General features: G+C 72.1%; 24 protein-coding genes, 1 tRNA gene, 1 other RNA gene and 1 pseudogene. 11 read left to right on the top strand and 16 right to left on the bottom strand.

All coding sequences use genetic code 11. The features are described 5' to 3' along the window. Positions 1-91: 91 nt before the first annotated feature. The 8 genes from ABT014_RS32670 to ffs form a co-directional block, all read right to left on the bottom strand. The gene (locus ABT014_RS32670; protein WP_350643154.1) at positions 92-1,198 is read right to left on the bottom strand and encodes a hypothetical protein; all 1,107 of its coding nucleotides are present in this window, start codon (positions 1,196-1,198) and stop codon (positions 92-94) included. Next, entirely contained in the window at positions 1,191-1,793 is a 603-nt protein-coding gene (locus tag ABT014_RS32675; protein WP_502895142.1) for a SigE family RNA polymerase sigma factor, read from the bottom strand. Before ABT014_RS32675 ends, ABT014_RS32670 begins: the two co-directional genes overlap by 8 nt. A gap of 332 nt (positions 1,794-2,125) precedes the next feature. After that, entirely contained in the window at positions 2,126-3,406 is a 1,281-nt protein-coding gene (locus ABT014_RS32680; protein ID WP_350643155.1) for an aspartate kinase, read from the bottom strand. A 347-nt stretch (positions 3,407-3,753) separates the two neighbouring features. Further along, positions 3,754-4,398, bottom strand: a complete 645-nt coding sequence (locus ABT014_RS32685; protein ID WP_033817622.1) for a DUF5063 domain-containing protein — start codon at positions 4,396-4,398, stop codon at positions 3,754-3,756. After that, positions 4,391-4,990: a recombination mediator RecR gene (gene recR / locus ABT014_RS32690; protein ID WP_350643158.1), complete on the bottom strand. Its 600-nt coding sequence runs from the start codon at positions 4,988-4,990 to the stop codon at positions 4,391-4,393. The genes ABT014_RS32685 and recR overlap by 8 nt, the downstream gene beginning before the upstream one ends. 175 nt (positions 4,991-5,165) lie before the next feature. Continuing rightward, positions 5,166-5,510: a YbaB/EbfC family nucleoid-associated protein gene (locus tag ABT014_RS32695; protein WP_350643160.1), complete on the bottom strand. Its 345-nt coding sequence runs from the start codon at positions 5,508-5,510 to the stop codon at positions 5,166-5,168. 73 nt (positions 5,511-5,583) lie between these two features. Beyond that, positions 5,584-7,809, bottom strand: coding sequence for a DNA polymerase III subunit gamma and tau (locus ABT014_RS32700; RefSeq protein ID WP_350643162.1), 2,226 nt, complete (start codon positions 7,807-7,809; stop codon positions 5,584-5,586). Positions 7,810-7,864: 55 nt separating this feature from the next. After that, positions 7,865-7,961: signal recognition particle sRNA small type (gene ffs / locus ABT014_RS32705), an RNA gene on the bottom strand. Positions 7,962-8,089: 128 nt separating this feature from the next. On the opposite strand from ffs, the gene ABT014_RS32710 reads away from it, so the two are divergent. After that, positions 8,090-8,174, top strand: a tRNA-Ser gene (locus ABT014_RS32710). Positions 8,175-8,232: 58 nt separating this feature from the next. Here the strand turns inward: ABT014_RS32710 and ABT014_RS32715 are convergent. Together ABT014_RS32715 and ABT014_RS32720 are read right to left on the bottom strand one after the other, a co-directional pair. Then, positions 8,233-8,433: a hypothetical protein gene (locus tag ABT014_RS32715; RefSeq protein ID WP_053645724.1), complete on the bottom strand. Its 201-nt coding sequence runs from the start codon at positions 8,431-8,433 to the stop codon at positions 8,233-8,235. Beyond that, on the bottom strand, positions 8,426-10,804 hold the full coding sequence (locus tag ABT014_RS32720; RefSeq protein WP_350643164.1) for a type I restriction-modification system subunit M/S: 2,379 nt from the start codon (positions 10,802-10,804) through the stop codon (positions 8,426-8,428). The genes ABT014_RS32715 and ABT014_RS32720 overlap by 8 nt, the downstream gene beginning before the upstream one ends. Before the next feature lie 479 nt (positions 10,805-11,283). On the opposite strand from ABT014_RS32720, the gene ABT014_RS32725 reads away from it, so the two are divergent. Both ABT014_RS32725 and ABT014_RS32730 read left to right on the top strand, forming a co-directional pair. Next, complete coding sequence (locus ABT014_RS32725; protein ID WP_350643166.1) at positions 11,284-11,745, top strand: prevent-host-death family protein; 462 nt, start codon at positions 11,284-11,286, stop codon at positions 11,743-11,745. Next, the gene (locus ABT014_RS32730) at positions 11,742-12,098 is read left to right on the top strand and encodes a hypothetical protein (protein ID WP_350643168.1); all 357 of its coding nucleotides are present in this window, start codon (positions 11,742-11,744) and stop codon (positions 12,096-12,098) included. The genes ABT014_RS32725 and ABT014_RS32730 overlap by 4 nt, the downstream gene beginning before the upstream one ends. Positions 12,099-12,487: 389 nt before the next feature. Here the strand turns inward: ABT014_RS32730 and ABT014_RS32735 are convergent, their stop codons facing one another. Continuing rightward, entirely contained in the window at positions 12,488-12,919 is a 432-nt protein-coding gene (locus ABT014_RS32735) for a winged helix-turn-helix transcriptional regulator (RefSeq protein ID WP_350643170.1), read from the bottom strand. Positions 12,920-13,014: 95 nt separating this feature from the next. Between ABT014_RS32735 and ABT014_RS32740 the strand changes: the two genes are divergently transcribed. Next, complete coding sequence (locus ABT014_RS32740) at positions 13,015-13,365, top strand: DoxX family protein (protein ID WP_350643172.1); 351 nt, start codon at positions 13,015-13,017, stop codon at positions 13,363-13,365. 202 nt (positions 13,366-13,567) lie between these two features. Here ABT014_RS32740 and ABT014_RS32745 read toward each other — a convergent pair whose 3' ends face one another. Further along, a complete protein-coding gene (locus ABT014_RS32745; RefSeq protein WP_350643174.1) occupies positions 13,568-15,550 on the bottom strand; it encodes an AfsR/SARP family transcriptional regulator in 1,983 nt (660 codons plus the stop codon). Between the two features lie 162 nt (positions 15,551-15,712). Between ABT014_RS32745 and ABT014_RS32750 the strand changes: the two genes are divergently transcribed. The 3 genes from ABT014_RS32750 to ABT014_RS32760 all read left to right on the top strand — a co-directional run bounded on the left by ABT014_RS32750 (position 15,713) and on the right by ABT014_RS32760 (position 17,435). Continuing rightward, on the top strand, positions 15,713-16,597 hold the full coding sequence (locus ABT014_RS32750; RefSeq protein WP_350643176.1) for an alpha/beta fold hydrolase: 885 nt from the start codon (positions 15,713-15,715) through the stop codon (positions 16,595-16,597). A gap of 143 nt (positions 16,598-16,740) precedes the next feature. Next, complete coding sequence (locus tag ABT014_RS32755; RefSeq protein WP_350643178.1) at positions 16,741-17,019, top strand: ribbon-helix-helix domain-containing protein; 279 nt, start codon at positions 16,741-16,743, stop codon at positions 17,017-17,019. Next, complete coding sequence (locus tag ABT014_RS32760) at positions 17,016-17,435, top strand: PIN domain-containing protein (protein ID WP_350643180.1); 420 nt, start codon at positions 17,016-17,018, stop codon at positions 17,433-17,435. Before ABT014_RS32755 ends, ABT014_RS32760 begins: the two co-directional genes overlap by 4 nt. 118 nt (positions 17,436-17,553) lie before the next feature. On the opposite strand, the gene ABT014_RS32765 is transcribed toward ABT014_RS32760, so the two are convergent. Further along, complete coding sequence (locus ABT014_RS32765) at positions 17,554-18,111, bottom strand: DinB family protein (RefSeq protein ID WP_350643182.1); 558 nt, start codon at positions 18,109-18,111, stop codon at positions 17,554-17,556. 98 nt (positions 18,112-18,209) lie between these two features. Between ABT014_RS32765 and ABT014_RS32770 the strand changes: the two genes are divergently transcribed. Next, positions 18,210-19,232 (top strand): helix-turn-helix transcriptional regulator, encoded by a 1,023-nt coding sequence (locus ABT014_RS32770; RefSeq protein ID WP_350643183.1) that lies wholly within the window; start codon positions 18,210-18,212, stop codon positions 19,230-19,232. Positions 19,233-19,270: 38 nt separating this feature from the next. On the opposite strand, the gene ABT014_RS32775 is transcribed toward ABT014_RS32770, so the two are convergent. Then, positions 19,271-20,131: an alpha/beta fold hydrolase gene (locus ABT014_RS32775; RefSeq protein ID WP_350643184.1), complete on the bottom strand. Its 861-nt coding sequence runs from the start codon at positions 20,129-20,131 to the stop codon at positions 19,271-19,273. Between the two features lie 142 nt (positions 20,132-20,273). On the opposite strand from ABT014_RS32775, the gene ABT014_RS32780 reads away from it, so the two are divergent. Beyond that, positions 20,274-20,912 carry a TetR/AcrR family transcriptional regulator gene (locus tag ABT014_RS32780; protein WP_350643186.1) on the top strand — a complete coding sequence of 213 codons (639 nt, stop codon included), beginning with the start codon at positions 20,274-20,276 and terminating at the stop codon, positions 20,910-20,912. Between the two features lie 2 nt (positions 20,913-20,914). On the opposite strand, the pseudogene ABT014_RS32785 reads toward ABT014_RS32780, so the two are convergent. Both ABT014_RS32785 and ABT014_RS32790 read right to left on the bottom strand, forming a co-directional pair. Next, a pseudogene (locus ABT014_RS32785) lies at positions 20,915-21,160 on the bottom strand (transposase); the annotation flags it as partial. 307 nt (positions 21,161-21,467) lie between these two features. Beyond that, positions 21,468-22,802 (bottom strand): L-serine ammonia-lyase, encoded by a 1,335-nt coding sequence (locus ABT014_RS32790; protein ID WP_350643188.1) that lies wholly within the window; start codon positions 22,800-22,802, stop codon positions 21,468-21,470. A gap of 339 nt (positions 22,803-23,141) precedes the next feature. On the opposite strand from ABT014_RS32790, the gene ABT014_RS32795 reads away from it, so the two are divergent. Both ABT014_RS32795 and ABT014_RS32800 read left to right on the top strand, forming a co-directional pair. Further along, on the top strand, positions 23,142-24,131 hold the full coding sequence (locus ABT014_RS32795; protein WP_350643190.1) for a helix-turn-helix domain-containing protein: 990 nt from the start codon (positions 23,142-23,144) through the stop codon (positions 24,129-24,131). Between the two features lie 414 nt (positions 24,132-24,545). Further along, complete coding sequence (locus ABT014_RS32800) at positions 24,546-25,853, top strand: S8 family peptidase (protein ID WP_350643192.1); 1,308 nt, start codon at positions 24,546-24,548, stop codon at positions 25,851-25,853. The last annotated feature ends 10 nt before the right edge of the window (positions 25,854-25,863 follow it).

Below are 25,863 nucleotides of genomic sequence, written 5' to 3' on the forward strand. Positions count from 1 at the left end.
GTCCTCGTACTGGACGTACTTGGACGTTTCGCCGGTGCGTCCAGGCGGGATGCCCGGCGTCGCGCGCCCGGCGGGAATTGTCAGACAAGCCCTAGCCGCCCGGGGGCGCCTCAGGTCGGTCGGTGGTGCCGGAGGGCTCCGGCGGGGACTGGTGGACCGTCCCGCCGCAGGAGCCCCGGAGCACCAGTTCGGCGACCTCGGGGGCGGTGGCCTGCGGCGCGTACGCCAGGGTGAGGGCCGGTTCGGGGCCGCTCGGGGATGGGCTGGGGCTCGGGGAGGGGCTGGCCGGGGCGGACGGGCTCGGGCTGCTGCCGTCGCCCGGCTCCGCGGCGCCGGGGACGGCGGTGCCCGGCTCGACCAGTCCGGCGTGGACCGCGGCCGGCACGGCCTGGCTGCTCGGCCCGGCCCCCGGCGTCGTACAGCCTGATCCCGGCACCCAGCCGAACCGGACCCGGTACCAGCCGCCCGGTGCGAGCAGCACCTCCTGCGGTTGGGCCGGCGGGGCGGGCAGGGCCGACGCCGCGTCGCCCGCGCGGTGCGGCATCACCTTGACGCCGCCCGGTTCGCTGCCGACGGCGGCGGAGACCGTCAGGGTGCCGCCGTCCGGCACCCGGCAGCTGCCGCCGGAGGTGTTGCGCAGTGCGAACCAGCCGTAGACCTTGCCGGCGGCGTCGGCCGGCTCCAGCCGGGAGACCGGCTGCCCGAGGTCGGCCGGGGCGCACCAGGGCGCCTGGGCCGGGGCGGAGGGGCTGGCGGAGCCGCTGTCCGCGGTGGTGCTGGGGGCCGCCGTGCCGGGATCGGCGGGCAGGCTCGCCCCGGCCGCGCTGTCGGCGGGGCGGTCCGGCGGGGCGCTGTGCGGGCCGCCGGGGTGCGGGCCGGTGGGGGTCGCGGAGTGCAGCGGGGTGTGGGCGGTGTCCCCGCCGGGGTCGCCGGACAGGCCCAGCGGGCCGATGCCCTGGATCGCCGGGACGGCCGCGACGGCCATCAGGACGGCCGCGGCCGCGCCCGTCCAGGTGTTGCGGTACCGGACCCGGCGCCGCGGCACGCCGACCCTGATCCGGGGCAGGGCGGCCGCGTCCGGTTCCACCTCGGCGACCGCGCGCTGCAGCATGGCTCTCAGCCGGCGTTCCTGCGAGCTGCCCTCGCCGGGCTGACCGCCCGTCGGATCGGCGCCCCCGCGACCGTACGGATCAGTCATCGCTGGTGTCCATCACGACCCGCAGCGCGGTCAGGCCGCGTGAGCCGTACGCCTTGACCGAACCGACGGAGATGCCGAGCACCTCCGCAGCCTGAGCCTCGGTCAGATCCGCGTAGTAGCGCAGCACCAGTACCTCCCGCTGACGGCGTTGCAACCCCCGGAGCGCCGCCCGGAGGCGATCGCGCTCCAGCGCATCGTAGGCGCCCTCTTCTGCACTGGCCATGTCAGGCATCGGCTTGGGCAGCAGCCGCAGGCCGAGGATCCGCCGTCGCAGCGTCGACCGGGACAGGTTGACCACGGTCTGCCGCAGGTAGGCGAGGGTCTTCTCGGGCTCGCGCACCCGGCGCCGGGCGGCGTGCACCCGGATGAAGGCCTCCTGCACCACGTCCTCGCAGGAGGACAGGTCGTCCAGCAGCAGGGCGGCCAGCCGCAGCAAGGACCGGTAGTGCGCCCGGTAGGTCTCGGTCAGCTGGTCGACGCTCGCCCCGGCCGCGTCCGGGGCCGTCGCGGCAGCCGCCACGGCGCTATCGACCGGCCGCCGGGCCGCCCCCGGCAGCGTCATCACCGGCAGTGTCGCCACGCCCACTGCCCCCATTGCATTCGCCACGCCTCTTGGACACTCGAACCCCTGTCATGGTTGCCCTGACCCCGCAAGCATTCTTCCGTACGGCCGGAATCCGGCTCCAGGGTTCTGGGAAGGGATTCTGACCCATCGTCCGGGAACCCGCGCGCCGACCGGTACGGCGTGGACGCGGGGTGGTCGAGGGGTGGGGACCGGGTGGTCGACGGGTGGGGACGGGGTGGTCGACGGGTGGTGGAGGGGTGGGCTACGGGTGCGCCCACCGGTCCCGGCCGTCCGGGACGGCGAACGGCCGGCCACCCCCCTGGGGAGCGGCCGGCCGTGACGGACCGTGAGGTCGGGCCGGATCAGCGGCCGGTGCCGCCGTAGACCACGGCCTCGTCGGTCTCGCTGTCCAGGCCGAAGGCGCTGTGCACGGCGCGGACCGCCTCCGGCACGTCCTCGGAGCGGGTGACCACCGAGATCCGGATCTCCGAGGTGGAGATCAGCTCGATGTTGACCCCGGCCTCCGAGAGCGCCTCGAAGAAGGTCGCCGTCACGCCCGGGTTGGAGCGCATGCCGGCGCCGACCAGGGAGAGCTTGCCGATCGCGTCGTCGTAACGCAGCGACTCGTAGCCGATGCCCTCCTTGACCCGGCCCAGGGCGTCGATGGCCTTCTGGCCGTCGGTCTTGGGCAGGGTGAAGGAGATGTCGGTGAGGCCGGTCGAGGCGGTGGAGACGTTCTGCACCACCATGTCGATGTTGACCTCGGCATCCGCGATGGCGCGGAAGATCCGGGCCGCCTCGCCCGGCTTGTCGGGCACGCCGACGACGGTGATCTTCGCCTCGGACGTGTCGTGGGCGACTCCGGAGATGATGGCCTGCTCCATCTCGCCCCCTTCGGGCTTGTTCGGGTTGGTACCGCTGACGATGGTCCCCGGCAGACCGGAGAAGGACGAGCGTACGTGAATCGGGATGTTGTAGCGCCGCGCGTACTCCACACAGCGGTCGAGGAGCACCTTGGAGCCGGACGAGGCCAGCTCCAGCATGTCCTCGAAGCCGATCCAGTCGATCTTCCGGGCCTTCTTCACCACCCGCGGGTCGGCGGTGAACACGCCGTCCACGTCGGTGTAGATCTCGCAGACCTCGGCGCCCAGCGCGGCGGCGAGCGCCACCGCGGTGGTGTCCGAGCCGCCCCGGCCGAGCGTGGTGATGTCCTTGCTGACCTGCGAGACGCCCTGGAACCCGGCCACGATCGCGATGTTGCCGCCGTCCAGGGCGTTGCGGATCCGGCCCGGCGTGACATCGATGATGCGCGCCCGGTTGTGCGTGGAGTCGGTGATGACACCGGCCTGGCTGCCGGTGAAGGACTGGGCCTCGTGGCCCAGCGTTTTGATCGCCATGGCCAGCAGGGCCATGGAGATCCGCTCTCCGGCGGTCAGCAGCATGTCGAACTCACGGCCGGACGGAAGAGGGGTCACCTGTTCCGCGAGTTCGATGAGCTCGTCCGTCGTGTCGCCCATCGCGGACACCACGACGACGACCTCATGGCCGGCCTTCCTGGTGTCGACGATCCGACGGGCCACGCGCTTGATGCCCTCGGCATCCGCAACGGATGAGCCGCCGTACTTCTGCACGACAAGGCCCACGTGCGCTCCTCGACTTGAGTCGGTTTCGGGGGGCTGGTGGCCCCCTCACCCCCCGGGGAGAGGGGTGGTGCGGTCCGCGTCAGTCTATCGAGCAGGGCAGGCCGATCCGCCCCGTTCCACATGGTGGGACGGCGGTATCGCCTGGTGGGCAACGGCGGGCCGGGCCGACCGGCAGGTCTGCGGAGGAACCAGCGGCGGCCCGGAGAATCACCGGCGACCGGCGGCCGGGCCACCGGGATTTCACCCGGCCGGGCAGCACTGATAGCTGCGTCACATTTCCCGGGCCCGCGCCCGCCGGCCCGCACCGCGCCGCACTCGCCGCCCCGCGCCGCCCGGCCTCCGAGCGCTCAGAGGCCGAGCTCGGCCGCCATCAGGTCGCCGGCCTGCTGCTCCAGCTGCTCGTCGGTGAGCCCGTCGTCGTCGGTGTCCGCCCCGTCCGGCGCCGCCCCGATCGGGCTGTCCAGCCGCACGTGCGCGATCAGCGACTGCAGCGCGCGCAGCACGGCGGTGCAGGTGGAGCCCCAGTTCGACAGGTACGAGAACTGCCACCACCAGAGCGCCTCGCTGATCCGGCCCTCGCGGTAGTGGGTCAGCCCGTGCTGGAGCTCGGCCACCACCCCGGCCAGGTCGTCCGAGATCCGGAAGGCGCTCGGCTTCTCCGGCGGCCCGTACGGGTCGAAGACCTCGTGGTACACGTCGATCGGGGCCAGCAGCTCGGCCAGCCGCTCGCGCAGCTCGACGCCGTCCGGCTCGGGGCCGGTGTCCGGCTCGAAGCGGTCCTCGGGCAGGACGTCCTCGATCGCCCCCAGCCTTCCGCCGGCCAGCAGCAGCTGGGAGACCTCCAGCAGGAGCAGCGACACCGCGCTGCCCGGCTCGTCGCCCTTGGCGACCTCGGAGACCGCCAGCACGAAGCTCTCCACCGAGTCGGCGATCTGGACGGCGAAGTCGTCCGGCTCGTCGGTATGGGTGAGGCTGTGGGTTACGTCAGACATCGAGCAGTCGTCTCCCTTCGAAGGCCCGGCCGAGGGTGACCTCGTCGGCGTACTCCAAGTCCCCGCCGACGGGCAGGCCGCTCGCCAGCCGGGTCACCTTCAGGCCCATCGGCTTGCAGAGCCGGGCCAGGTAGGTGGCGGTCGCCTCCCCCTCCAGGTTGGGGTCGGTGGCCAGGATCAGCTCGGTGACCGTGCCGTCCGCGAGCCTTGTCATCAGCTCGCGGATCCGCAGGTCGTCCGGCCCGACGCCCTCGATCGGGCTGATCGCGCCGCCGAGCACGTGGTAGCGGCCCCGGAACTCCCGGGTGCGTTCGATCGCCACCACGTCCTTCGGCTCCTCGACCACGCAGATCACCGCGAGGTCGCGCCGCGGGTCCAGGCAGACCCGGCACTGCTCGGACTCCGCGACGTTGCCGCAGACCGCGCAGAACCGGACCTTCTCCTTGACCTGCTGCAACGCGAACGCCAGCCGGCGGACGTCGACCGGGTCGGCCTGCAGGATGTGGAAGGCGATCCGCTGCGCGCTCTTGGGCCCGACGCCGGGCAGCCTGCCCAGTTCGTCGATCAGGTCCTGAACCACGCCCTCGTACAACTCCGCGCCTTCCGTCGGCCGGGCACCGCTCCGGGACCTGCTGCCCCGGCGCCGGGTGCTCCGGTGCCATCATCCAACGAATCGGGCGTCGGACACACCGTCCGACGCCCGACCACCGCATAAATCACACATCACCGGACCCGCCCCGGCCCGTCCGGACCGCAGGAACGCCAGGTCAGAACGGCAGGCCGGGGATCCCCGCGCCGCCGCCCAGGCCCTGGGTCAGCGGGCCCATCCGCTCGGCCTGGAGCTTCTGGGCCGCCGCACTGGCGTCCCGGACCGCGGCCAGCACCAGGTCGGCCAGGGTCTCGGTGTCCTCCGGGTCGACCGCGGCGGGCGCGATCGTCAGCGCCACCAGCTCACCGGCGCCGGTCACCGTCGCCTCGACCAGACCGCCGCCCGCCGAGCCGCTCACGTGGGCCTCGGCCAGCTCGCGCTGCGCCTTGCCCAGCTCCTCCTGCATCTTCTGCGCCTGCTTCAGCAGCTGCTGCATGTTGGGCTGGCCACCACCAGGGAACACGGCTCTCTCCTGCCTGTACACGGTAAACATCGCCGAGCCCGGCGACACCCTTCCGAGCCTACGCGCCACCCGTTCAGCCGTTGTGGTGGATCTCCTCCAGGACCGTCGCCCCCAGCTCACGGATGATCAGCTCCTGGCCCGAGAAGACCTGCTCGGTCAGATCCGGGTCGTCGTCCTCCGGGATGTCGTCCTCGGGGGCCACCTGGGGCTGCGGGGCCGTCCGCACCTGCGGGGCCGGCGCCTGGGCGGGGCCGGGCTGGGCGGGCGGCTGCGCCTGCTGCTGGGGCGGGGCGACCGGAGCCGGCGGGGCGCTCGGTACGGGCGCCGGCGCCTGCGGGGGCGCCGCCGGCTGGAAGGCCTGCGCCGGGCGGGCGGGCGGCGCGGACGGCGCCGGGGAGCCCCAGCCGCCACCACCGGAGCCGCCACCGGTGCCGCCGGCGGGCGGGCCGGGCGGCAGGCCGGCGGCGGACCCGCCGGACGGGTCGACGATGCACTCCACCCGCCAGTCCACCCCGAGCGCGTCGGCGAGCGCCTGGCGCAGCACCTCGTCGCTGTTGCTGGAGACGAAGCTGTCGCGGGCGCCCGCGTTGACGAAGGACACCTGGAGCACGGTGCCGTCGAAGCCGGCAACCTGGCCGTTCTGGCTCAGCAGGATCCAGGTGAAACGGCGGCGGTTCTTCACCGCCTCCAGGATCTGCGGCCACATCTGGCGGATCTGCGCGGCGCCCTGCTGGGAGGCGGCGGAGGGCTGCTGGCCGCCGACCGACGGCGGGCCGGCCGGGGCCGGGGGCGTGGTGGGGGCGCTCGGAGCGGCGGCGGCGGGCGGGGCGGTGACCGGCGCGGCCGGCGCGGTGGGCGCCGGGGGGTAAGCCGGGGCGGCCTCGGGGGCCGGGGCGCCGGCGGGCGGGAAGCTGCGCGGGATCGGCCAGGCGCCGGGGGCGGCGGCCTGGGCGGCCTGGGGCTGCGGGGGCTGCACCTGCGCCGGTTGGACCGGTGCCTGGGCGGGCATCGGCTCGGGCGCCGCCATCGGGGCAGCCGTGGCCATCGGGGCGGGCGCGGCGGGGGCGGCCGGCTGCATCTGGGCGGCGGGCAGCGGGGCCGGGGGCGCGAACCCACCCACGGGCGCCGCCAACGCGCCTGCCGCGGCCCGTCGCTCCAGCTTGTCCAGCCGGGCCTGCAGGGACAGCTCGTCGCTGTAGGCGCCGGGCAGCATCACCCGGGCGCAGATCAGCTCCAGCTGGAGCCGCGGGGCGGCGTTCCCCCGCATCTCGGTCAGTCCGGTGTTCACGATGTCGGCGGCGCGGCTCAGCTCGGCCGCACCGAAGCCGTCCGCCTGCGCCTGCATGATCGCGACCCGGTCGGCGGGCGCGTCCAGCAGGCCCTTCTCGCCGGCGTCCGGCACGGTGGCGAGGATCACCAGGTCCCGCAGGCGCTCCAGCAGGTCCGTCACGAAGCGGCGCGGGTCGTGGCCGCCCTCGACCACCCGGTCGATCACCTGGAAGACCGTCGCCCCGTCCTGCGCGGCGAAGGCGTCCACCACCTCGTCCAGCAGCGCGGAGTCGGTGTACCCGAGCAGCGAGGTGGCCATCCGGTACGTCACCCCGCCCTCGGTGGCACCGGCCAGCAGCTGGTCCATCACCGACATCGAGTCGCGCACCGAGCCGGCGCCGGCCCGGACCACCAGCGGGAAGACCGGGTCCTCGACCTGGATCCCCTCCCGGCCGCAGACATCGGCCAGGTAGTCGCGCAGCGTGCCGGGCGGGACCAGGCGGAACGGGTAGTGGTGGGTCCGGGAGCGGATCGTCCCGATCACCTTCTCCGGCTCCGTGGTGGCGAAGATGAACTTGAGGTGCTCCGGCGGCTCCTCGACCACCTTCAGCAGGGCGTTGAAGCCCGCCGAGGTGACCATGTGGGCCTCGTCCAGGATGAAGATCTTGTAGCGGCTGTGCACGGGGGCGAAGAACGCCCGCTCACGCAGCTCACGGGCGTCGTCGACGCCACCGTGCGAGGCCGCGTCGATCTCGATCACGTCGATCGAGCCGGGGCCGCCGGTCGCCAGGTCGCGGCAGGACTGGCACTCCCCGCACGGGGTGGGGGTCGGGCCCTGCTCGCAGTTGAGGCAGCGGGCCAGGATGCGCGCGCTGGTCGTCTTGCCACAGCCGCGGGGGCCGCTGAACAGATAGGCGTGGTTGACCCTGTTGTTGCGCAGGGCCTGCTGGAGCGGGGCGGTCACGTGCTCCTGCCCGATGACCTCCGCGAAGGTCTCAGGGCGGTAGCGGCGGTACAGGGCTAGGGACACGCCACCGACGATATCGGGCGCGGCGGACAAACGCGCCGCCCCGCAGGTCAGGGAACGTAAGGACCCCTCGTGCACCCGCCAGAGCCCTCCTACCCTTGCTGCCTTCCGGCCCTGGGGGGGTTCAGAGAGATAACGCCGCACGAGGGGCTGGCACCAGAGTAGCGGATCCACGACCCCAGCTGTACCGCCACCCCGCCTCCGCGATCCGCAGGCAGCCGACCGCGACCACCTGCGGATAGGTGGTCGCGAGCACCCCTGAACATGTACTAAGCTCTCCCACGGAGGATTCGCCTAGTGGCCTAGGGCGCACGCTTGGAAAGCGTGTTGGGGGCAACCCCTCACGAGTTCGAATCTCGTATCCTCCGCCGGCAGAAGGCCCGGACCGCTCAGCGGTCCGGGCCTTCGTCGTTTCCGGTGCCCGGTTCAGCCGCTCACGGCAGCGGAGAGGACCGCGAGGCAGAGCAGCATGCAGCTGGCGAAGGCCGCGCCGGCCGTGATGACCGCACTGTGCCGGTCCGTGCCGGCGCTCCGCTTCAGCATGAAGGCCAGCAAGGCGATGATCACGGAGGCAAGTGCGGAGACAAGCAGCCACGGGACTCGCGTGACGACGGGCAGGCTACTCATTTTCGGCTTCCTCTTCTGTGCTGGGAGTGATGTGGGAGACGAGTCCGGCATCGGGCTGGTGGACGGTCGGCAGTGCTGCGGTGTCCATCAAAAGCGTTGAGAGGTCACCCCTGACGGCATCGGCTGCGGCGGCCACCTGCTGGTGGGCTGCGATCTGCTCGTCGAGCACACGCAGGAGTTCTCCGACGCGCTGCTGCTCCTCGTACGGCGGCAGCAATACCGGGAGCTGCCTCATCGCGCTGGTCTTGATCGAGTCGACGGTCGACATCGCCGCCCGGTCCTTGATCCATGCCTGGGTTCCCGGAAGCGAGATGTAGGCCAGGACGAAACGCGGGTCCACGCCGGGTTCGAAGTCGTACAGCCGGAGAAGGTTCCCGCTGTAGAGGCTGTCGGCCCCCTCCGCTCCCACCAGTGCCACGGGTCCGACCGTCCCGGTACGCGTGCAAAGGATGTCGCCCTCGCTCAACAGGAACCGTTCGAACGCCTGGGCGTGGCGTGCCGAGATTCTGGTGTCCTCGCTGCCGTGGATCCGCCGGTTTCGCAGGTGCTTGGGCAGCACCACTCGAACAGTGCCGTCCTCGGAGTACATCCCGGGGTTCAACAAGGAAGGTGACGGGCCGGGCTGCACCTTGCACAGATCCTGCAGGAGCGCGTTCCGTCGGCCACCCGCATCGGATTCCGGACCACGGCCGGGCGCTGCCCGCTCCCAGAGTCGCCGCGCCTGCGCGTCCAGGGATCCCGCCAGGTCCAAGGCATCATCGAGTTTCCGACGGGCGGATTCCACCTGCGCGGGTGTCGCCGCTCCGTACGCGCCGAGGCTGACGTAGTCGACGGGGCTGAGCGAGTAGCCACGCAGCCCGATCTCCTCCACGGAGACGGATCGACCGAGCGCGCGCGCTTCGTCGGGCACTGGGTTCCCGTCACGCAGCGATCGGTGGATCTGCCCCAGGAGCCGCACATCGTCGGGTCTCAGCTCCCGGCGGGTCCGAGTGGCCATCTCCCCCAACGCGCGGGCATTGACGAAGTGCACCTCGGTACGCTGCGACGGCGCCGACAGGAACCAGACGCAGGCCGACACCGCGGTACCGGTGAAGAGGTGCGGGGGAAGGGCGAGGACGCCGTCGACGACCCCGTCCTCAACCAGGGCCCGCCGGATCGCACGCTCCCTCGGCTGGTCGGATACGGCAGCGTTGTCCGCCATGATCACCGCAGCTCGTCCGCCGGGCCCGAGGGCCGAGAGAATGTGCTGGACCCAGGCGAAGTTGGCGTTGGACGGAGGCGGGGACCCATATCGCCAGCCTCCGGCCGACTCCCGGACCGATTCGGCGTTGAACGGCGGATTCGCCAGAACCAGGTCCACCCGCTCCTGCCGTCGCTCCCCCGGCTCGGGCCACGGTGCGATGTCACGGGCGCCCGTCCGTGGCGTCACACCGTGGAGCATCAAGTTCATCGCGGTCAGGCGCAGCGTCGCCTCGTCCGGCTTCCCAGCCGTCACCGTCAACATCGAACCGTCACCACTGGCCGCCACCATGGCCGACAGCAGTTCACCGCCACGCGGATAGGGGTCGTGGATCCGGCCCGACAACCCCGCAGGGGCGACTAGCTCGCTCAGCAGGGCCACCACCGTTCTGGGCGTGAAGGCGCTACGGCTGTCCATGCGCACGACGTCGGCGTACGCGTCGAGCAGATCTCGGAAGGCATCCCGGTCGAGTTCAGCCACCGAGGCCATCAACTGCGGTACGTCAGCAGCGGGTAGGGGCTCAAGGCCCTGCAGCGCAAACTGCAGGGCCGGCGCCACCCCACAGGTCTTCAGCAACCGATCGGCTCGCTTCCCCACCTCGCTGAGAAAGCCCTTGGGTGTCACCGCCTGGTGTGCGTCGACCTGGCCTTCCAGGGCCGCCCAGTCCTTGTGCGCTCCCCACCTCAGGAAGACCAGGCACATCGGCAAGGGAAGATAGGCCGTCAACGACGGCGCGCCCCACGTTTCCACCGTCTGGGGTTTCAGCAACTCCGCCAGAACCCGCCGGGACCGCGACCGCTGCTGCTCGGCACTCGGTGAAGACACGGCGAACCCAGCGGCCCGGCCGGCCACGGGAACTCCCTCGGACTGCCCGGACAGAGCTCGGACCCTGTCACCGTAGGTGACCCCTGCGGGCTCCTCCTCCTTCTGTGCCGACTTGGGCACCGACCGGACATCAAGCCATCGCACGATGTCAGCGAGCCGGAACAACCGCTTGTGACCGACCCGCAGCTCCTGCGGAAAGTCCGGATGGCGGTTCTGCCAGTTCGTGACCGCGGAGGCCCCGACGCCGGCCAGCTTTGCGATCTCGGCTCTGGAGACGAGCCCCCTGTCACTACTCTCGTCACTCATTGCAGTCACTCTCCCCGCATCGGTCGGCTGCCCTGTTGAAGCAAAGCTAGATGACAGGTCCTCAGACTCCAAAGTGCGCACTGAAGTGCGCAAGAGTCCCCACGACAGCAATCTTCGGCGAGAGTGCGGCCAGTTCGGCCAGGAGATCGGCCATGGACTGTATCTTTACAGGCGACTTGCGAACGGCCTCCTATGGCCGACTGACGCAAGAAGCAAACTGTGAACTTCACATCTGTAAGGAAGGCGCATCACCGAAAGCCTTCGGGGAAGCTCCGGAAGCCGGCATCCTCGAAGGCAGGAGGAGCTTCAACACGTTCCGTGACACCGACCGCGGGGCGAGGACATCGACACGGCCACGTCCGCTCCCGTTCGCCGCAGCCCCACGCAGGACCTCCGATTCGATCACCCCCGGGCTCCGACCCCGAGGGACGCAATCCTTTCGATTGACTTCGGAATACATTCCGAAGTAGCGTCGAGCCATGTCCACTCTCACCGTGTCGTTCTCCGACCTGTCGAAGAACTCGAAGCGTGTCGCAGACACCGTCGAGCAGGCCCAGCGCATCCACGTCACCAGACGTGACGGTGAGGACCTGTACCTGACCACGGAACGCCACGACCGTCAGCGCGAGGAGACCGCGGATGTCACCGCGCGCCTGTTCGCGGCCCTGATCACCAGTGACGAGGGTGCGCGCGCGGTCCTCCTCGCCCTCCCCGAGGTCTTCCCCTGGACTCGACACCTGTCGGCCGAGGAGGTGCGCGAGTTCGTCGTCGACCTCGTGAACGCCACCCGCGACGTGGTGGAGCTGGACGTCCACGCCAACCTGCACCGCGTGATCGTCGAGTGGCGGGCCACCGCCAGGATCTTGGCGGACCCCACGCTGAGCGCTCAGCTCACCGAGCCACTTCCTGGTGACGACCACGGCGAGGTGCTCGCCCCGTGAGCCCCAAGCGTGGAGACGACGTCTCACCGCCACCGATCGGTGACGAGTGGCGACTGCGATTCGCCACCAACGAAGCCGCCAAGGGGTGGGGCGAGCTCTGCACGGAGGCGCCGGGTAACACCCGTCGCTGCTTCGAGGCACTCCGCACCGACCCCCTGTCCACGAGCGACCCCGATCGACAGCACCGACTCCGCGGCCGCCTCGCGACGCGCGTTCTCGGTGGGGACGAGCTACCGCAATGGGAGTACGAGGTGACTGCCGGCGGGCGCGTGCGCTACCTCGTCGACGAGCCGAGGCGGACCGTCCACCTCGTCTACGCCTCGCCTCGGCATCCCAAAGACACCGACAGCTGACCAGGTGTGAGGTGCACTGATCCGACCGTAGGCGCCAGGCAGCGTGGTCTCAGTTCTGGTCTCATTCACCCCCGTCCGACCGGGTTCACCCACCGTACAAAAGTTCGCTCCGCCGCAGGTCAGGACGAGTGTGAACGCTGACGGACGGCGTTCGGGAGAATTGGAAAGCGTGTTGGGGGCAACCCCTCACGAGTTCGAATCTCGTATCCTCCGCCGGCAGAAGGCCCGGACCGCATCACGCGGTCCGGGCCTTCGTCGTCTGCTGGAGCGGGCCGGTGGTCCCGGCCTGGAACAGGGCGAACCAGCTCGCCGTTGCAGCGCTGTCGTGATGGGAACCGACGCGGCCGGACCGAACGATCCCGCCGCGAAGCCCCTTCGACACGTGTTGATCAGAAACGGTTCAGGTTCTCATCGGCAGGACGGATCTTCACTGGGGCCGCCCGGTCCGCCTCGGTGGTTGTGGCCGCGTCGGCTGCTTCCCGGAAGGCGACGACCGCCTCGCCGTTCTCCCGCGCCCAGGCGGTCAGCATCCTGATGGGCTCCTCCAGGGTTCGTCCCAAATCGGTCAGGCCGTATTCCACTCGCGGCGGCGCCTCGGCGTACGCGTACCGCTCAACGAGCCCGTTCGCCTGGAGCCGGCGCAGCGTCTGGGTCAGTACCTTGCGCGAGATGCCACCGCTCAGCTCGACCAGCTCGCCGTGGCGCACCGGGCCGTCGGTGAGCGCGAACAGCGTGACCATGGACCACTTGCTGGCGATGATCTCCATGGCCAGGAGGGCGGGGCAGTCGGCGAGGAAGGCGATTCCGGGTCGCTGGCTCATGCCCCGAAGGTTACCTGGAGGTACCTATCGGCCGCCTATCGTCGTCGAGGTGCGCACGTCCGTTGCTCGTATCTCGCACGATTGAGGTTTCAGCTGTGTTCGTCTCCCTTGTCGTCGTCACTGTGTTCATGACGGCCGTTCTCCTGGCATCGGCCGGGGCCAAGTCCCTGCGGACGCGGCACATCACCGAGCAGATGTCCACCCTCGGAGTGCCACAGGGCCTGATGACTCTCCTGATCGGAGCTCAGATCGCGGGCGCGGCGGGTGCGATCGCCGGACTCTGGTGGGGGGCCATCGGAATCGCCGCCGCGATCGGCCTGACGCTCTATTTCGCCGGTGCGGTCGCCTCCCACCTACGAGTCGGCGACCGCAAGGGCGCGCCTCCGGCAGTGGTCCTCACCATGGCCTCCATCGCCCTGATCGCACTGCGCGCCGCCACCCTCTGATCCGCCGGGAGCGCCGGGCCGGTCCGACACGGCTGTCCTGACGGCCGCGCAATCACCGCACCCGTCCGACGCGCCACGGGGGAGGAACCGTCGACGACCGTCCTGCGGTGGTTGCGGTGGCCTGAGCGGCCCCTGCGAAGCTGTGCTGGATCTCCGCTTCCACCGCCACCGGTCTGCGTGGGCAGGCCGACGAGTGCCTGGATCAGCACATTGATCGGACGGCCGCGAGCCAGGCGTCGACAGGGCCCAGCGTGAGCAGTCCGCTGCCGGCCCCGGCCAGTTCCCCGGCTGCGGGCCGGAGGCGGGCGTGTACACGGCGCAGGGTTTCTTGATCGTTCAGTTCGAGTGCGATCGCCGCTTCGAGACAGCAGAGCGCCTCGTAGAACAGGCCGGCCGGTGGTTCCTGCAGGCTGCGGAGCTGGACGCGGGCATCGTGGCGGCGACCGGCGCCCAGCATCAGGAAGGGTTCGACCCAGGGACGGAAAGGCCCCCAGTCGGCGTCGGGGTCGGCGTGGGCGCCCGCCTCCGAGGCGGCGAGCGGGCGGTCGACGAGGTCGAGGCAGAGGCTCGTGAGCGGGCGCAATCCGTCGGTGAGGCCGGGCATTCCGGCGTCGTCGAGGAGGGTGCCGGCCTGTCGGTAGGCGGCGCGGGCTTCGGGCAGCCGACCGTCGGCGGTCAGGCGCAGCGCGCGGTACCAGGTGGTGAACACAGTGGCCAGTGGGCGCTCGTGATGCTGGGCCAGTTCGTCGGCGGCGGTCGCGTGGGCGTCGGCCGCGTTCAGGTCAGTGAGGGCGGCGCGGGCCTGCATCCGGATCAGGTGGCCGAGGACCTGGTAGCTGATCAGGCCGTGCCGGGTGGCGAGCACGAGAAGTTCGGCGCCGACCGCGTCGCGTCGGGAGGCGAGTCCGGCACAGGTACAGGACTGCATGAAGACGGCGTTGAGGGCGAAGGCAAGCAGTGCGGGGTCGTCGAGTCGACGGGCTGCTTCCTCTGCCGCCCGCGCGGCCTGCGGGCCGCGCGGGGAGCGGGTGCCGCGCATCTCCAGGGCGATGGTGGCCAGCAGGCGGGCGCGCGAGGCCTGGTGCTCAGGGGTGTCCGGGAGCGCGACGAGGGTGTGTTCGGCGGCCACGACGAGTTGCCGGGCGGCCGTCGGGTCGTCGTTGCGGGGCCAGATCGCGGGAACGTCGTAGGCGCCGATGACGCGGGCGGTCAGCTCGGGATCGCCGAAGTCCTCGGCCGCCGCGACCGCTGCCAGGCGGTGCCGCTGGGCTTCCCGCAGGCCGTCGCCACCGGTCACGGCGAGATCGCGGAGCAGGACGATGGTCGATTCCAGCCGGGCGCGGGAGCCGGCCGCCACGGTGCGGTCATAGGCCGCGGTCGCCTGCGTCCAGAGTCGGTCGGCAGCGGTGGCGGGTTCGGTCGAGGGGTCCAGACGCGGGTCCTGGACCAGGATGTCGGTCTCCAGGCGCCGCAGCGCGGGACCGGGTTCGAGGCCCAGTTCGTCGGCGAGCCGTGACCGGGCCCGCCGGAGCACCGCGAGGGCGTCCCCCTGGCGCCCTGTCCGGTAGAGGGCCAGGGCGAGCAGTCGCCACCCGTCCTCCCGCCAGGGGTGTTCGCCGAGGTGGGCGTCGAGGTCCGGAACCGCCTCGGCCGCCAGGCCGAGCCCGAGACGGGTGTGTGCCTGCTGTTCGACGGCGCGCAGGCGCAGTTCGGCCAGCCGGGAGCGCTCGAAGCGGGCCCAGCCGTCGTCGGCGAACTCGGCGTAGGCGGGGCCGCGCCACAGCTCCAGCGCCCGGGTGATCCGTCGCAGTGCTTCACCGGCCGGAAGCCTGGAGGCCGAGGTGACCAGGCTCTCGAACCGCCAGGCGTCCACGGCGTTCGTCTCCGCGCGCAGGGTGTAGCCCGGTCCTTCGGTGACGAGCAGCCGGCTCGGGGTGCGCGCGGGGCGGTCCGGCTCCAGGACGCGGCGCAGGGCTCCGACGAAGGTCTGCACGGAGCCGGTCGCCCCGGGGCCGGGTTCTTCCCACAGGTCCTCGACGATGCGGGCCGTCGGCACGACGCGACGGCGGGCGACGAGCAGCCGGGCCAGCACGGCCCGGTGCCGAGGCCCCTTCAATCCGAGGGGTTGCCCTGTGCTGTCCCAGGCCATGACGGGTCCCAGCACGCCGAAGGTGATGTGCTCCATCCCTGCCTTTCCGCCGTTGGCCCCACCGGTCACGTTAGACGCTGACCAGTTGCTGATTCGGGTCCACCAGGCTCGAACACGTCCGCGGGCACGGCGGACGTCTCCTTCCGGGTCTGCGATTCCGGACCCCGATTCCTGAACTCCGAACGAAGGCAGCCCACCATGGCATCCGAACCGACCATCCCCGGCTTCCAGTACCAGCGGGTCCAGGTGGCCGAGGGCGTGGCGCTGAACGCCGCCGTCGGCGGCTCGGGCAGCCCGGTCGTGCTTCTGCACGGTTTCCCGCAGACGCACCTGATGTGGCGGCACGTCGCTGCGGATCTCGCGACCGAGCACACCGTCATCTGTCCGGACCTGCGCGGGTACGGCGCCAGCGACAAGCCCGCCGACCCGGACGGCACGGCCTACTCCAAGCGCACCATGGCCGCCGACATCGTCGCCCTCGCCCGGGCCCTGGGGCACGAACGCTTCGCGCTCGCCGGACACGACCGCGGTGCCTTGGTCGCGTTCCGTACCGGCCTTGACCACCCGGAAGCAGTCACCCACCTGGCCTGCCTGGACGTGCTGCCGACCTTGGAGATGTGGCAGGTCATGCAAGGGACCGGCGCGGCGGTCGGCTTCCACCTCTACCTCATGGCCCAGCCACCCGGCCTGCCGGAGGAACTGATCGCGGCCGCGCCGGACGCGTTCTTCGGGCACTTCCTCGACCTGTGGTCGCTGGATCCCGCGGCGATCACGCCGGAGGTCCGTGCCGCCTACCTGACCGCGTGCCGCGCGGCGGTGCCGTCCATCGTCGCCGACTACCGCGCCTCCGCCGCCGTCGACGTCGTCCACGACCAGGCTGACCGTGACGCGGGGCACCGGCTCCGCATGCCGGTGAGCGTGCTGCAGCAGGACTGGGGTGCCGCGCTCGGCTTCGACGCCGAGGCCCTGTGGTCCGCCTGGGCCCCGGCGCTGACCCACCGCACCGTTCGCTGCGGTCACTTCATGGCCGAGGAGGACCCCGGTCTGGTTGCCGCCGAGCTGCGCCGACTGCTCGCGCGCTGACCCGGCAGTCTCATTCACCGGGGACAGCCGTGGTTCAACCGCCCTCACCGGCCTTCGTCGTTCCGTGGGCACGGCCCCGATCCGTCGAGAGAGACACCGGAGAACCCGCCCCATCCTGAAGTATGGCGAGTATGGTGTCTTGTATGGCATCCAAGAAGGTCACCGTCACCCTTCCTGAAGAACTGCTGGCCGAGATCCGCGCCGACAGCGCCGAGCGCGGCCTCTCCGCGTACGTTGCCGACGCCCTCCGGGCCAAGCGCGACCGCGATCGCCTGCAGGAGTTGGTCACATGGCTGGAGGAAGAACACGGGCCGGTCCGCGGTGACGAACGGGCTGCCGCGTACGCGGAGCTGGACGACCTGGATGCTGAGCACGATCGGCGTCGGGCGGCCCGTGGCAACAGCAGCGGGGCGGCCGCGTGAAGAAGGGCGGCAAGGAAGTCCAGAGGTTGCGCGTCTTCGTGTTGGACAGCGAGGCCTTGTCCCTCGCGGTCCGCGGTGATCGCATGATGATCGCCCGGCTCGACCTTGCCGCCCGTGGCGAGGTGGAGATCGTCACGTCGCCCATGACCCTGGTCGAGGCGTACGACGCCCGGATCACGGAACAGCGCTGGGACTGGGTGCTGTCACGGGTGAACGTCGCCGAGCTGGGCAGGGACGAGGCACGACAGGCGCGCCGGCTGCTGGCAGATGTCGGCCTGCACGGGCACAAGTACGCGATCGACGCCATGCTCGCGGTGGTGGCGCTGCGGCAGCGACGCCAGGTAACGGTCTTCACGTCCGACACGGAGGATCTGGAGAGGCTGCTGCCGGACCACGTCGTGGTGATGAAGGTCTGACTGCCCACTCTCCCCCTCATGTCTCCCCGCTGGTATCCGGGGCAGAAGCACCCGGACCGACTCCCTTCGCGCCCGTCGGAAGGCCTGAGGGGGCAACCGCGCTCACGAGCCGGGCCGGTCACCCCATGGTCTTGGCGCCGTCCAGGGTCTCGCGGATGATGTCGGCGTGGCCGGCGTGCTGGGCGGTTTCGGCGATGACGTGCATCAGGACGCGGCGGGCCGACCATCGCGCGTCGGCCTCGAACCACGGTGCCTTCGGCAGCGGCTGCGTGGCGCCGAGGTCGGGCAGGGCGGCGACCAGCTCGTCGGTCCGGCTGGCGACCGCGTCGTAGTCGGCCAGCACGCCGGCGAGCGTCTCGCCGGGCAGCATCCGGAACTCGTCGGCCCGGCGGGCGTGGTCGGCCTCGGTCCAGGTGGTGAAGTCGGGCATCGCCGACGGACCGTCCAGGATGAAGTCCCCCCAGATCCGCTCGACCGAGGTCACGTGCTTGATCAGGCCGCCCAGGCACAGCTCGCTCGCGGTGGTCCGCAGCCCGGCCTGCTCGTCGGTCAGGTCGCGCGTGGTGAAGCGCAGGAAGTGCCGCTGCTTGGCCAGCGACGCCAGCAGGTCGGCGTGCTCACCGGTGGCGCTGGCGGTGCGGGTGGTCGGCTCGCTGACGGTCAGGGTCTCGCTCATGGTCTCCGCCTTCCGTGGTTTCTCGTTCCCTCGAACAAGGTCCACGCTAGAAGCCATAGCGGTCACTTCCTGACCTGAATGCCGCGAGAATGGGAGCCATGGCGAACACCAGCACCCGGACGCTGCGACTGCTCTCCCTGCTCCAGACCCACCGGTACTGGCCGGGCGACGAACTGGCCGATCGGCTGGGCATCTCGATTCGTACGCTGCGCCGGGACATCGACCGGCTGCGCGAGCTGGGCTATCCGGTCGAGGCTCAGCGCGGCGTCGACGGCGGCTACCAGCTCGCCGCGGGCGCGGTGCTGCCGCCGCTGGTGATCGACGACGAGGAGGCGGTCGCGCTCGCCGTCGGCCTGCAGGCTGCCGCGGAGGGCCCGGTGGAGGGCATCGCCGAGGCCTCGGTCCGAGTGCTGGCCAAGGTGGTGCAGGTGATGCCGGCCCGTCTGCGGCGCCGGGTGGAGGCGCTGCGCGCGATGACCGTACCGGCCGACTGGGGCGGCCCGGTCGGTGCGGGCGTCGACCCGGGCGAGCTCACCGTGGTCGCGCTGGCCTGCCGGGACGGCGAACGCCTCCGCTTCTCCTACACCGCCGCCGACGGCCGACACGCCGAGCGGCACACCGAACCGCATCGGCTGGTCTGCCTCGACCGCCGCTGGTACCTGGTCGCGTACGACCTCGCCCGGCACGACTGGCGCACCTTCCGGCTCGACCGGCTCACCGCGCCGCAGGGCACCGGCGCCCGGTTCGCACCCCGCGACCTGCCCGCCACCGACGCCGCCGAGTTCGTCCGGGCCGGCATCGAGAACGTCCCCCGTCCCTACCAGGTCGAGGTCCTGGTGGACGCACCGGCCGCGACCGTGCGGGAGCGGATCGGCCGGTGGAGCACCGTCGAGGAGGTCGACGCCGAGCACAGCCGGGTCCGGATGACCGCCGACTCCCTGGTCTGGCCGGCGATGGCGCTCGGCGCGCTCGGCGCGGACTTCCAGGTCGTCGAACCGCCCGAGCTGCTCGACCGGATCGACGACTGGGGCAGCCGGTTCAACCGGGCGGTCAGGCAGTCACGGAGGCCGCCGGGGGTACGGCCGGACGGCCCGGCGGCGGAGGCGGCCGGCGAGGCCTGACGGCGGCCCCGGGGTGGTCCACCTTCCGGTGTCGCGGTTCAGCCCGTGTTGCGGGGCTGCTGGACGAAGGTGTGGATCAGCGCGCCGACCTGGGCGGGGGTGTCGAGGTGGAGCATGTGGCCGGCCGATTCCAGCCGGGCCACGGCGATGTGCGGTGGCAGTGCGGCGAGTTCGGCGGTGATCCCGCGGACCAGGGCTTCGGTCAGTTCCCGGAGGCGCGGCGGGAGATGGCCGAGCTCCGGCGCGCGGGCGCCGGCGATCAGCAGGGTCGGCACGCGCAAGGTGCGGACCTCCGCGAAGAGGTCGTAGCCGTCCAGCGGGGCCATCAGCAGCGGAAGTTGGGCCGGAAGCGGGCGGCCCAGGGCGCGGCGGGCGCGGACCGCCTCCTCCTGCGGGTCCCAGCCGAAGTGCTCGGCCGCGGCCCGGGCCCGGGCCTCGATCTGCACGGGGTCGGTCACGGCGGGGGCCGCAGCGTAGAGGGCGATCTGCTCCGCCCGCCGCTCCGCGACCTGCCGGGGTGTCAGCCCTGTGTAGGTGGTCGGCATCCCGCCACCGAAGCCGTCGAGGTCGACCACGCCGGCGCAGCCGTGCGTCGCCGCGTACCGGACGGCGATCATGCCGCCCAGCGAGTGCCCGACCAGCCAGGGCCGGTGCAGGCCGAGTCCGTGGATCACGGCGTCCACGTCGCCGAGGTGCTCGTCCCAGCCGTACGAGGTCGCGGGCGCCGAACGGCCGTGTCCGCGCAGGTCCATGGCGACCAGCCGCAGGCCGGGCAGGTGCGGCAGGACGGGCTGCCAGTCGAGCGCGGTGCGGTTCGCGCCGTGCAGCAGCAGGACGTCGGGGCCGTCCCCGCCGTGGTCGAGGACGGCGAGGCCGCCGATCTCCCGCTCCGTCGCCATGCGGTGACCTCCTGGACGATCCGTTCGATCCCGGCGGGGGTGCCCGCCCTGCGGATGCGCCCGCCTAACGCGACCGTGGGCGCATTAGTATCTTGGCAGTGCGGGCATCCGCAGGCAAGCCCAAATGCGACTGGAGTCGACTTTGACCGAGAAGCAGCCGGCCGAGAATCCGACGGCCGCGACGGCAGGCAGCCGGCCCGGCGGCCGGAGTGCCCGGGTACGGGCCGACATGGTCGCCGCGACCCTCGCCGAACTCACCGACCAGGGGTACGACCGGCTCACCGTCGAGGCGATCTGCCGGCGGGCCGGCGTCCACAAGGCCACCGCGTACCGGCGCTGGGGTGGCGTCGACGGCCTGATCGCCGACGCGCTCGCGCTCTCCGCCGACCAGCCCTGGCCGGTCCCCGACACCGGGGACGTGGACCAGGACGTCGAGCTGCTGGCCCACGAGTTGTACCTCACCTTCACCGACCGCGACCTGCGCACCACCCCGACCGCCCTGATCGGCGCCGCCCTCCGCTCCGAACCCGGCGCGGCGGCACTCTCCGCCTTCTTCGCGGCCCGGCACCGGCAGGCCGCCGCGGTGGTGACCCGCGCCGTCGAGCGGGGCCAACTGCCGTGCTCCGTCGACCCGGTGGAGCTGGTCCGGGCCGCCACCGCGCCGCTCTACCACCGTCTCTTCATCACCGGCGAGCCGCTCGACGAGCGGGCCGCCCACCGCGCGGCGGCCGCCGCCCTGCTCGCCGCTCGCGCCGGCCTGTGCGACTCCACGGACGCCTGACCACTGGTGGGGGCGTCGGGGCGAAGCCGGTTGCTCACGTCGACGGCCAGGACGACCCGGCCGTCGGCCGCCGTCGGCAGCGCAATACCCGCCAGCATGCGACGCAGCCGGGGCCGGCCGGCCCGGTCCGGCGCGCCGTGCCCGCGCCGGTGCTCGGCTGTGAGCGACAGCGCGACGAGGGTCTTCACCGACCCGTCCGTGCGCAGCACCGCGTCGGTGAGCTCGAAGAGTGCGTCCGGGCGGACGTAGAAGCGCGGACGTAGAAGCGCGGACGTAGGAGCATTGGTCGACCTTGCACCGGCCTCCGGTTCCCGGTCACTGCCCGCTCAAGGGCGAACCTCCAGCGCCCGACCGACCAGCCCGCCGCAGGTCAGAACCGGCGCGATCCCTCAGGGGCAGGGACCGGGAGACGGGACGCAGGCAGGGGGCGACCCTTCACGAGGTCGGATCCCGTAGCCACCGCGGGCGCCCACCGGGGCGACGAAGGCCCCCGACCTCCTCCGGTCCGCACGCCGTCCAGTCCGTCCGCCGTCCGGGGCAGCGCCGGCAACGGCCTCAGCACTGGGGGAAGTTGACCGCCAGGCCGCCGAGCGCGGTCTCCTTGTACTTGGTGCTCATGTCGGCGCCGGTGTCGCGCATGGCACGGATCGCGGCGTCCAGGGGGACGAGGTGCCGGCCGTCGCCGTTGAGCGCGAGGCGGGCCGCGGCGATGGCCTTGAGGCTGCCGATGGCGTTCCGTTCGATGCAGGGGATCTGGACGAGCCCGGCGACGGGGTCGCAGGTGAGACCGAGGTGGTGTTCGAGGGCGATCTCCGCGGCGTTCTCCGCCTGGCCGGGGGTGCCGCCCAGGACCTCCGTCAGACCGGCGGCGGCCATGGCGGCGGCCGTGCCGACCTCTCCCTGGCAGCCGACCTCGGCGCCGGAGATGGAGGCGTTGCGCTTGACGACGATGCCGATGGCGGCGGCAGTGAGCAGGAAGCGCACGGTCCCATCGTCGTCGGCGCCGGGGACGAACCGGTGGTAGTAGTGCAGGACCGCGGGCAGCACGCCCGCGGCGCCGTTGGTCGGCGCCGTGACGACCCGCCCGCCGGCCGCGTTCTCCTCGTTGACCGCCAGCGCGACGAGTGCGACCTGGTCCATGGCGCGCAGCGGGTCGGTGGAGCCGCCGCCCCGCCGGAGGCGGCGGTGGAGTGCCGGAGCGCGGCGGGGGACGTTCAGGCCACCGGGCAGCGTGCCCTCGGTGCGGCAGCCGCGCTCGGCGCACTCGGTCATGACGCCCCACAGCGCCAGGAGCCGCGCGCGGACCTCGCTCTCGGGCCGCCGGACGGTCTCGTTGGCCAGCATCAGGTCGCTGATCCGGCCGTTCCCGGCCAGGTCGAGGAGTTGCCCGGCGTCGGTGAACGGATGGGGGACGTCGAGCGGCGCGTCGCGGGCCTCGTGGAGCAGGAAGCCGCCGCCGATGGAGGAGAAGGTCCGGCGGTCCAGGACGGTTCCGTTCCGGTCGAGGGCGGTGAACACCATGGCGTTGGGATGGGTGTCCGGCAGGAACCGGTGGTGGAGCACCAGGGTGAAGTCGACGGCGGTCGGTGATCCGGGCAGCCGGACCCGCCGCTCGGCCGACAGCCGCCGGAACCGCTCGTCGGCGGTGGCGACGTCGACGGTCTCCGGTTGCTCGCCGGCGAGCCCGAGCAGGACGGCCTTGTCGGTGCCGTGGCCGACTCCGGTCGCCGCCAGCGAGCCGTACAGCTCGATGTCGATGGTCGAGACGTCGGCCAGCCTGCCCTGCCGGTCGAGCCCCCGGACGAAGTGGTGGGCGGCACGCATCGGCGCCACGGTGTGGGAGCTGGACGGTCCGATGCCGATGCGGAAGAGGTCGAACACGCTGATCAAGTGCACTCCAGGGGACCGAGCCGGGCGAGGTCTCCGGTCTACCCGCGACCCGCCACCCGTGGTGGCGCCCGACCGCCACTGGCGCGGACGGGCGCCCGCCCGAGGGTCCACGGGCCGCTCCCCCGGCGCGCCGGGACGCCGACGCCGCGGCTCCTGGTGTCGATCTTGGTCAGGGGCGGTGTGGATCTTGATTTGGGAGGATCCGGCCGGACATCTACCGGTTGGTACGTGCCACGATGCGCCACACTGCAGCACGCGGTCGGCAGCGACGGGGCCGCCGCGACCGTGCCGCTCCGCGGTGCACGGCCGAGCCGTGCCGGCTTCATCGGAGGGACGCTCTTGACCGAGGAGAACCTGCACGCCCATCTGTGCCGCCTTGGGCTGACGCGCCGTGAGGCGGAGGTCTACGTGGCCCTGCTCGCGGTCGGATCCGGTGACGACAGGCAACCGGAGGCCGAGGGCCACCCGCCGGACACCGACGCCGAGTTCGGGCCGGCTCTCGCGCGGCTGCGGAAGCTCGGCCTGGTCACCGTCTCGGAGGCCGGCGGCCACCGGCACGTGCCGGTCGAGCCCGGCATCGCCCTGGAGTTCCTGGCGAACAGCCGCACGGCCGAGCTGCGCGAGGCCCAGCAGGCCGCCGTCAACGCCTACCAGGGCTATCGGCGTTCCGTCAGCCCGCAGCCGACCGAGAACCTGGTGGAGGTCGTCACCGGCACCTCCATCATCGAGCGCATCGAGACCATCGAGGCGGCCGCCGAGACCCAGGTCCTGCGCTTCGACTCGCCGCCGTACCACACGTACGGGACGGCCAACCCGATCGAGATCGAGAACCTGCGGAGGGGCGTGGAGTACCGGATCGTCTACTCCAGATCCGCCGTCCAGAACGCCGCCTACTACGCGACCAACATCCAACCCTGCATCGCCGCCGGGGAGCAGGCGCGGATCCTGCCCACCGTCCCGGTGAAACTCACCATCTTCGACGGCAGGCTGGCCATCGTGTCGATGTCCTCCGTCGAGGCCGAGGTCAACGACTCGCTGCTCCTGGTCCGCCCTTCCAGCCTGCTGTCCGCGCTCACCGGGCTGTTCGAGGCGTCCTGGCGGGCGGCGCTGCCGATGCACCTGAGCGGCCGGGTGCCGTCGGCCCTCAGTCCGATCCACCGCCGCATCGTCGAACTGCTGGCCACCGGCGTCACCGACGAGACCGTCGCCGAACTGCTGGGCGTCAGCCGCCGCACGCTCTCACGCCACCTGGAGCAGCTCAACTCCCGTGCCGGGTCGGTCACCCGCTTCCAGATGGCACTGCACGCGGCGCGCAACGGCTGGATCTGACCGAGCTGCGACCGGTCCCGACGAGCACGGGAGCGGTCGCGCCCGACCACCCCGCCCGACCACCCCGCACGACCACCGGGAGCGGCCGCCGGCTGTGTGCGACCCGACTGGCCACCCTGCGCCACTGGCAGGAAGTCGCTCCCACCGCTGCTTCCACGGCGGTACTTCTAGTGGCCCGGCACATCGCCGGAGCACACCCCCGGCCCTCGTGCCGGGCCCGACCCGCCGGACCCGCCCGCGTCACCGCCTTCCCCCGACAACCGTTCCCGTCGCGTGCCCGCAGGCCGGGTGAGCGCTCGCCGTCGTGCGTCCGTCCGGACGGGCGACGCCTTCCGGGCCCTCGGCGTGCGTCCGGCGCCACCGTCACCCTCCCCCACCGGCGAATCCCCGCCGGTACTCCCCCAAGGGGTCGCCTTGTCCCTTCACCGCACCCGCCGCCACGCCCGCAGGACCAGGACGAGGACCGTGGTCGCCGCGGCCACCGTCGTCGCAGCCGCCGCGGCCGCCGTGGTCATCGCCCCGGCGAACGCCGCCCTGAACGCCGCCGACGAGGGCCGTCCGACGGCCGAACCCATAGCCGGGCGCTACCTGGTGGTGTTCAAGGACGGCTCGGTACCGCCTCCGGACGCGGCACAGGCAGCCGGCGCGCCGGGCGGTCGGGCCGCGCAGGCGTCGGCGGCCTCGGCCGCCGACCGGCTGGCGAAGTCCTACGGCGGCTCCGTCCGGACGGTCTTCGACACCGCGCTGCACGGCTACGTCGCCGACATGACACCTGCTCAGGCGAAGGCGGTGGCCGCCGATCCGGCGGTCGAGTCGGTGGAGCAGGACAGCGTCCAGCACGCCGCGGCGGCGGCGGAGTCCGACCGGGCCGCACCCGCGGCCAGTTGGGGCCTGGACCGCATCGACCAGCGCAACCTGCCGCTGGACACCACCTACACCGCGCCGAACACCGCCTCCAACGTGACCGTCTACCTGGTCGACAGCGGACTGCGCACCACCCACGGTCAGTTCGGGGGACGCGCCGGCATCGGGGTGGACCTGGTCGGCGACGGCCGCAACGGCGCCGACTGCATCGGCCACGGCACCCACGTCGCCGGGACCATCGGCGGCAAGGACTACGGCGTGGCCAAGGGCGTGAAGCTGGTCGCCGTCCGCGTCACCCCGTGCAACGACAGCATCCCCACCTCCTCGATCATCTCGGCCGCGGACTGGATCACCAAGCACGCCGTCAAGCCGGCCGTGGTCAACATGAGCATCAACGGCGGCGTCAGCGCCGCGGAGGACAAGGCGATCAGGACCTCCATCGCCTCCGGCATCACCTGGGTGGTCTCGTCGGGCAACAGCAACGCCGACGCGTGCAAGAACTCGCCCGGCGACATCGGCGAGGCCATCGTCGTGAACAACTCCACCTCCGACGACCAGCGTCGCTCGGATTCCAACTGGGGTGCGTGCACCGACCTGTTCGCCCCCGGCACGGGCATCACCTCGGCCTGGAACAGCGGTGACCAGGACAGCCACAAGCTGACCGGCACCTCGATGGCCGCCCCGCACGTCGCCGGCGCCGCTGCGCTCTACCTGTCGGCCCACCCGACGGCCACCCCCGCGCAGGTCCAGGACGCGCTGATCAGGACGGCCACCCCCGGCAAGATCGGCAAGGCCGGGTCCAGGACGCCCAACCGGCTCCTCTTCGTCGGGAGCCTGGGTAGCAGCGCGGCCGGCTAGCCCCGCCGGT

It is taken from the genome of Kitasatospora sp. NPDC094015 (genome assembly GCF_040304075.1).
Taxonomy (GTDB): Bacteria; Actinomycetota; Actinomycetes; order Streptomycetales; family Streptomycetaceae; genus Kitasatospora.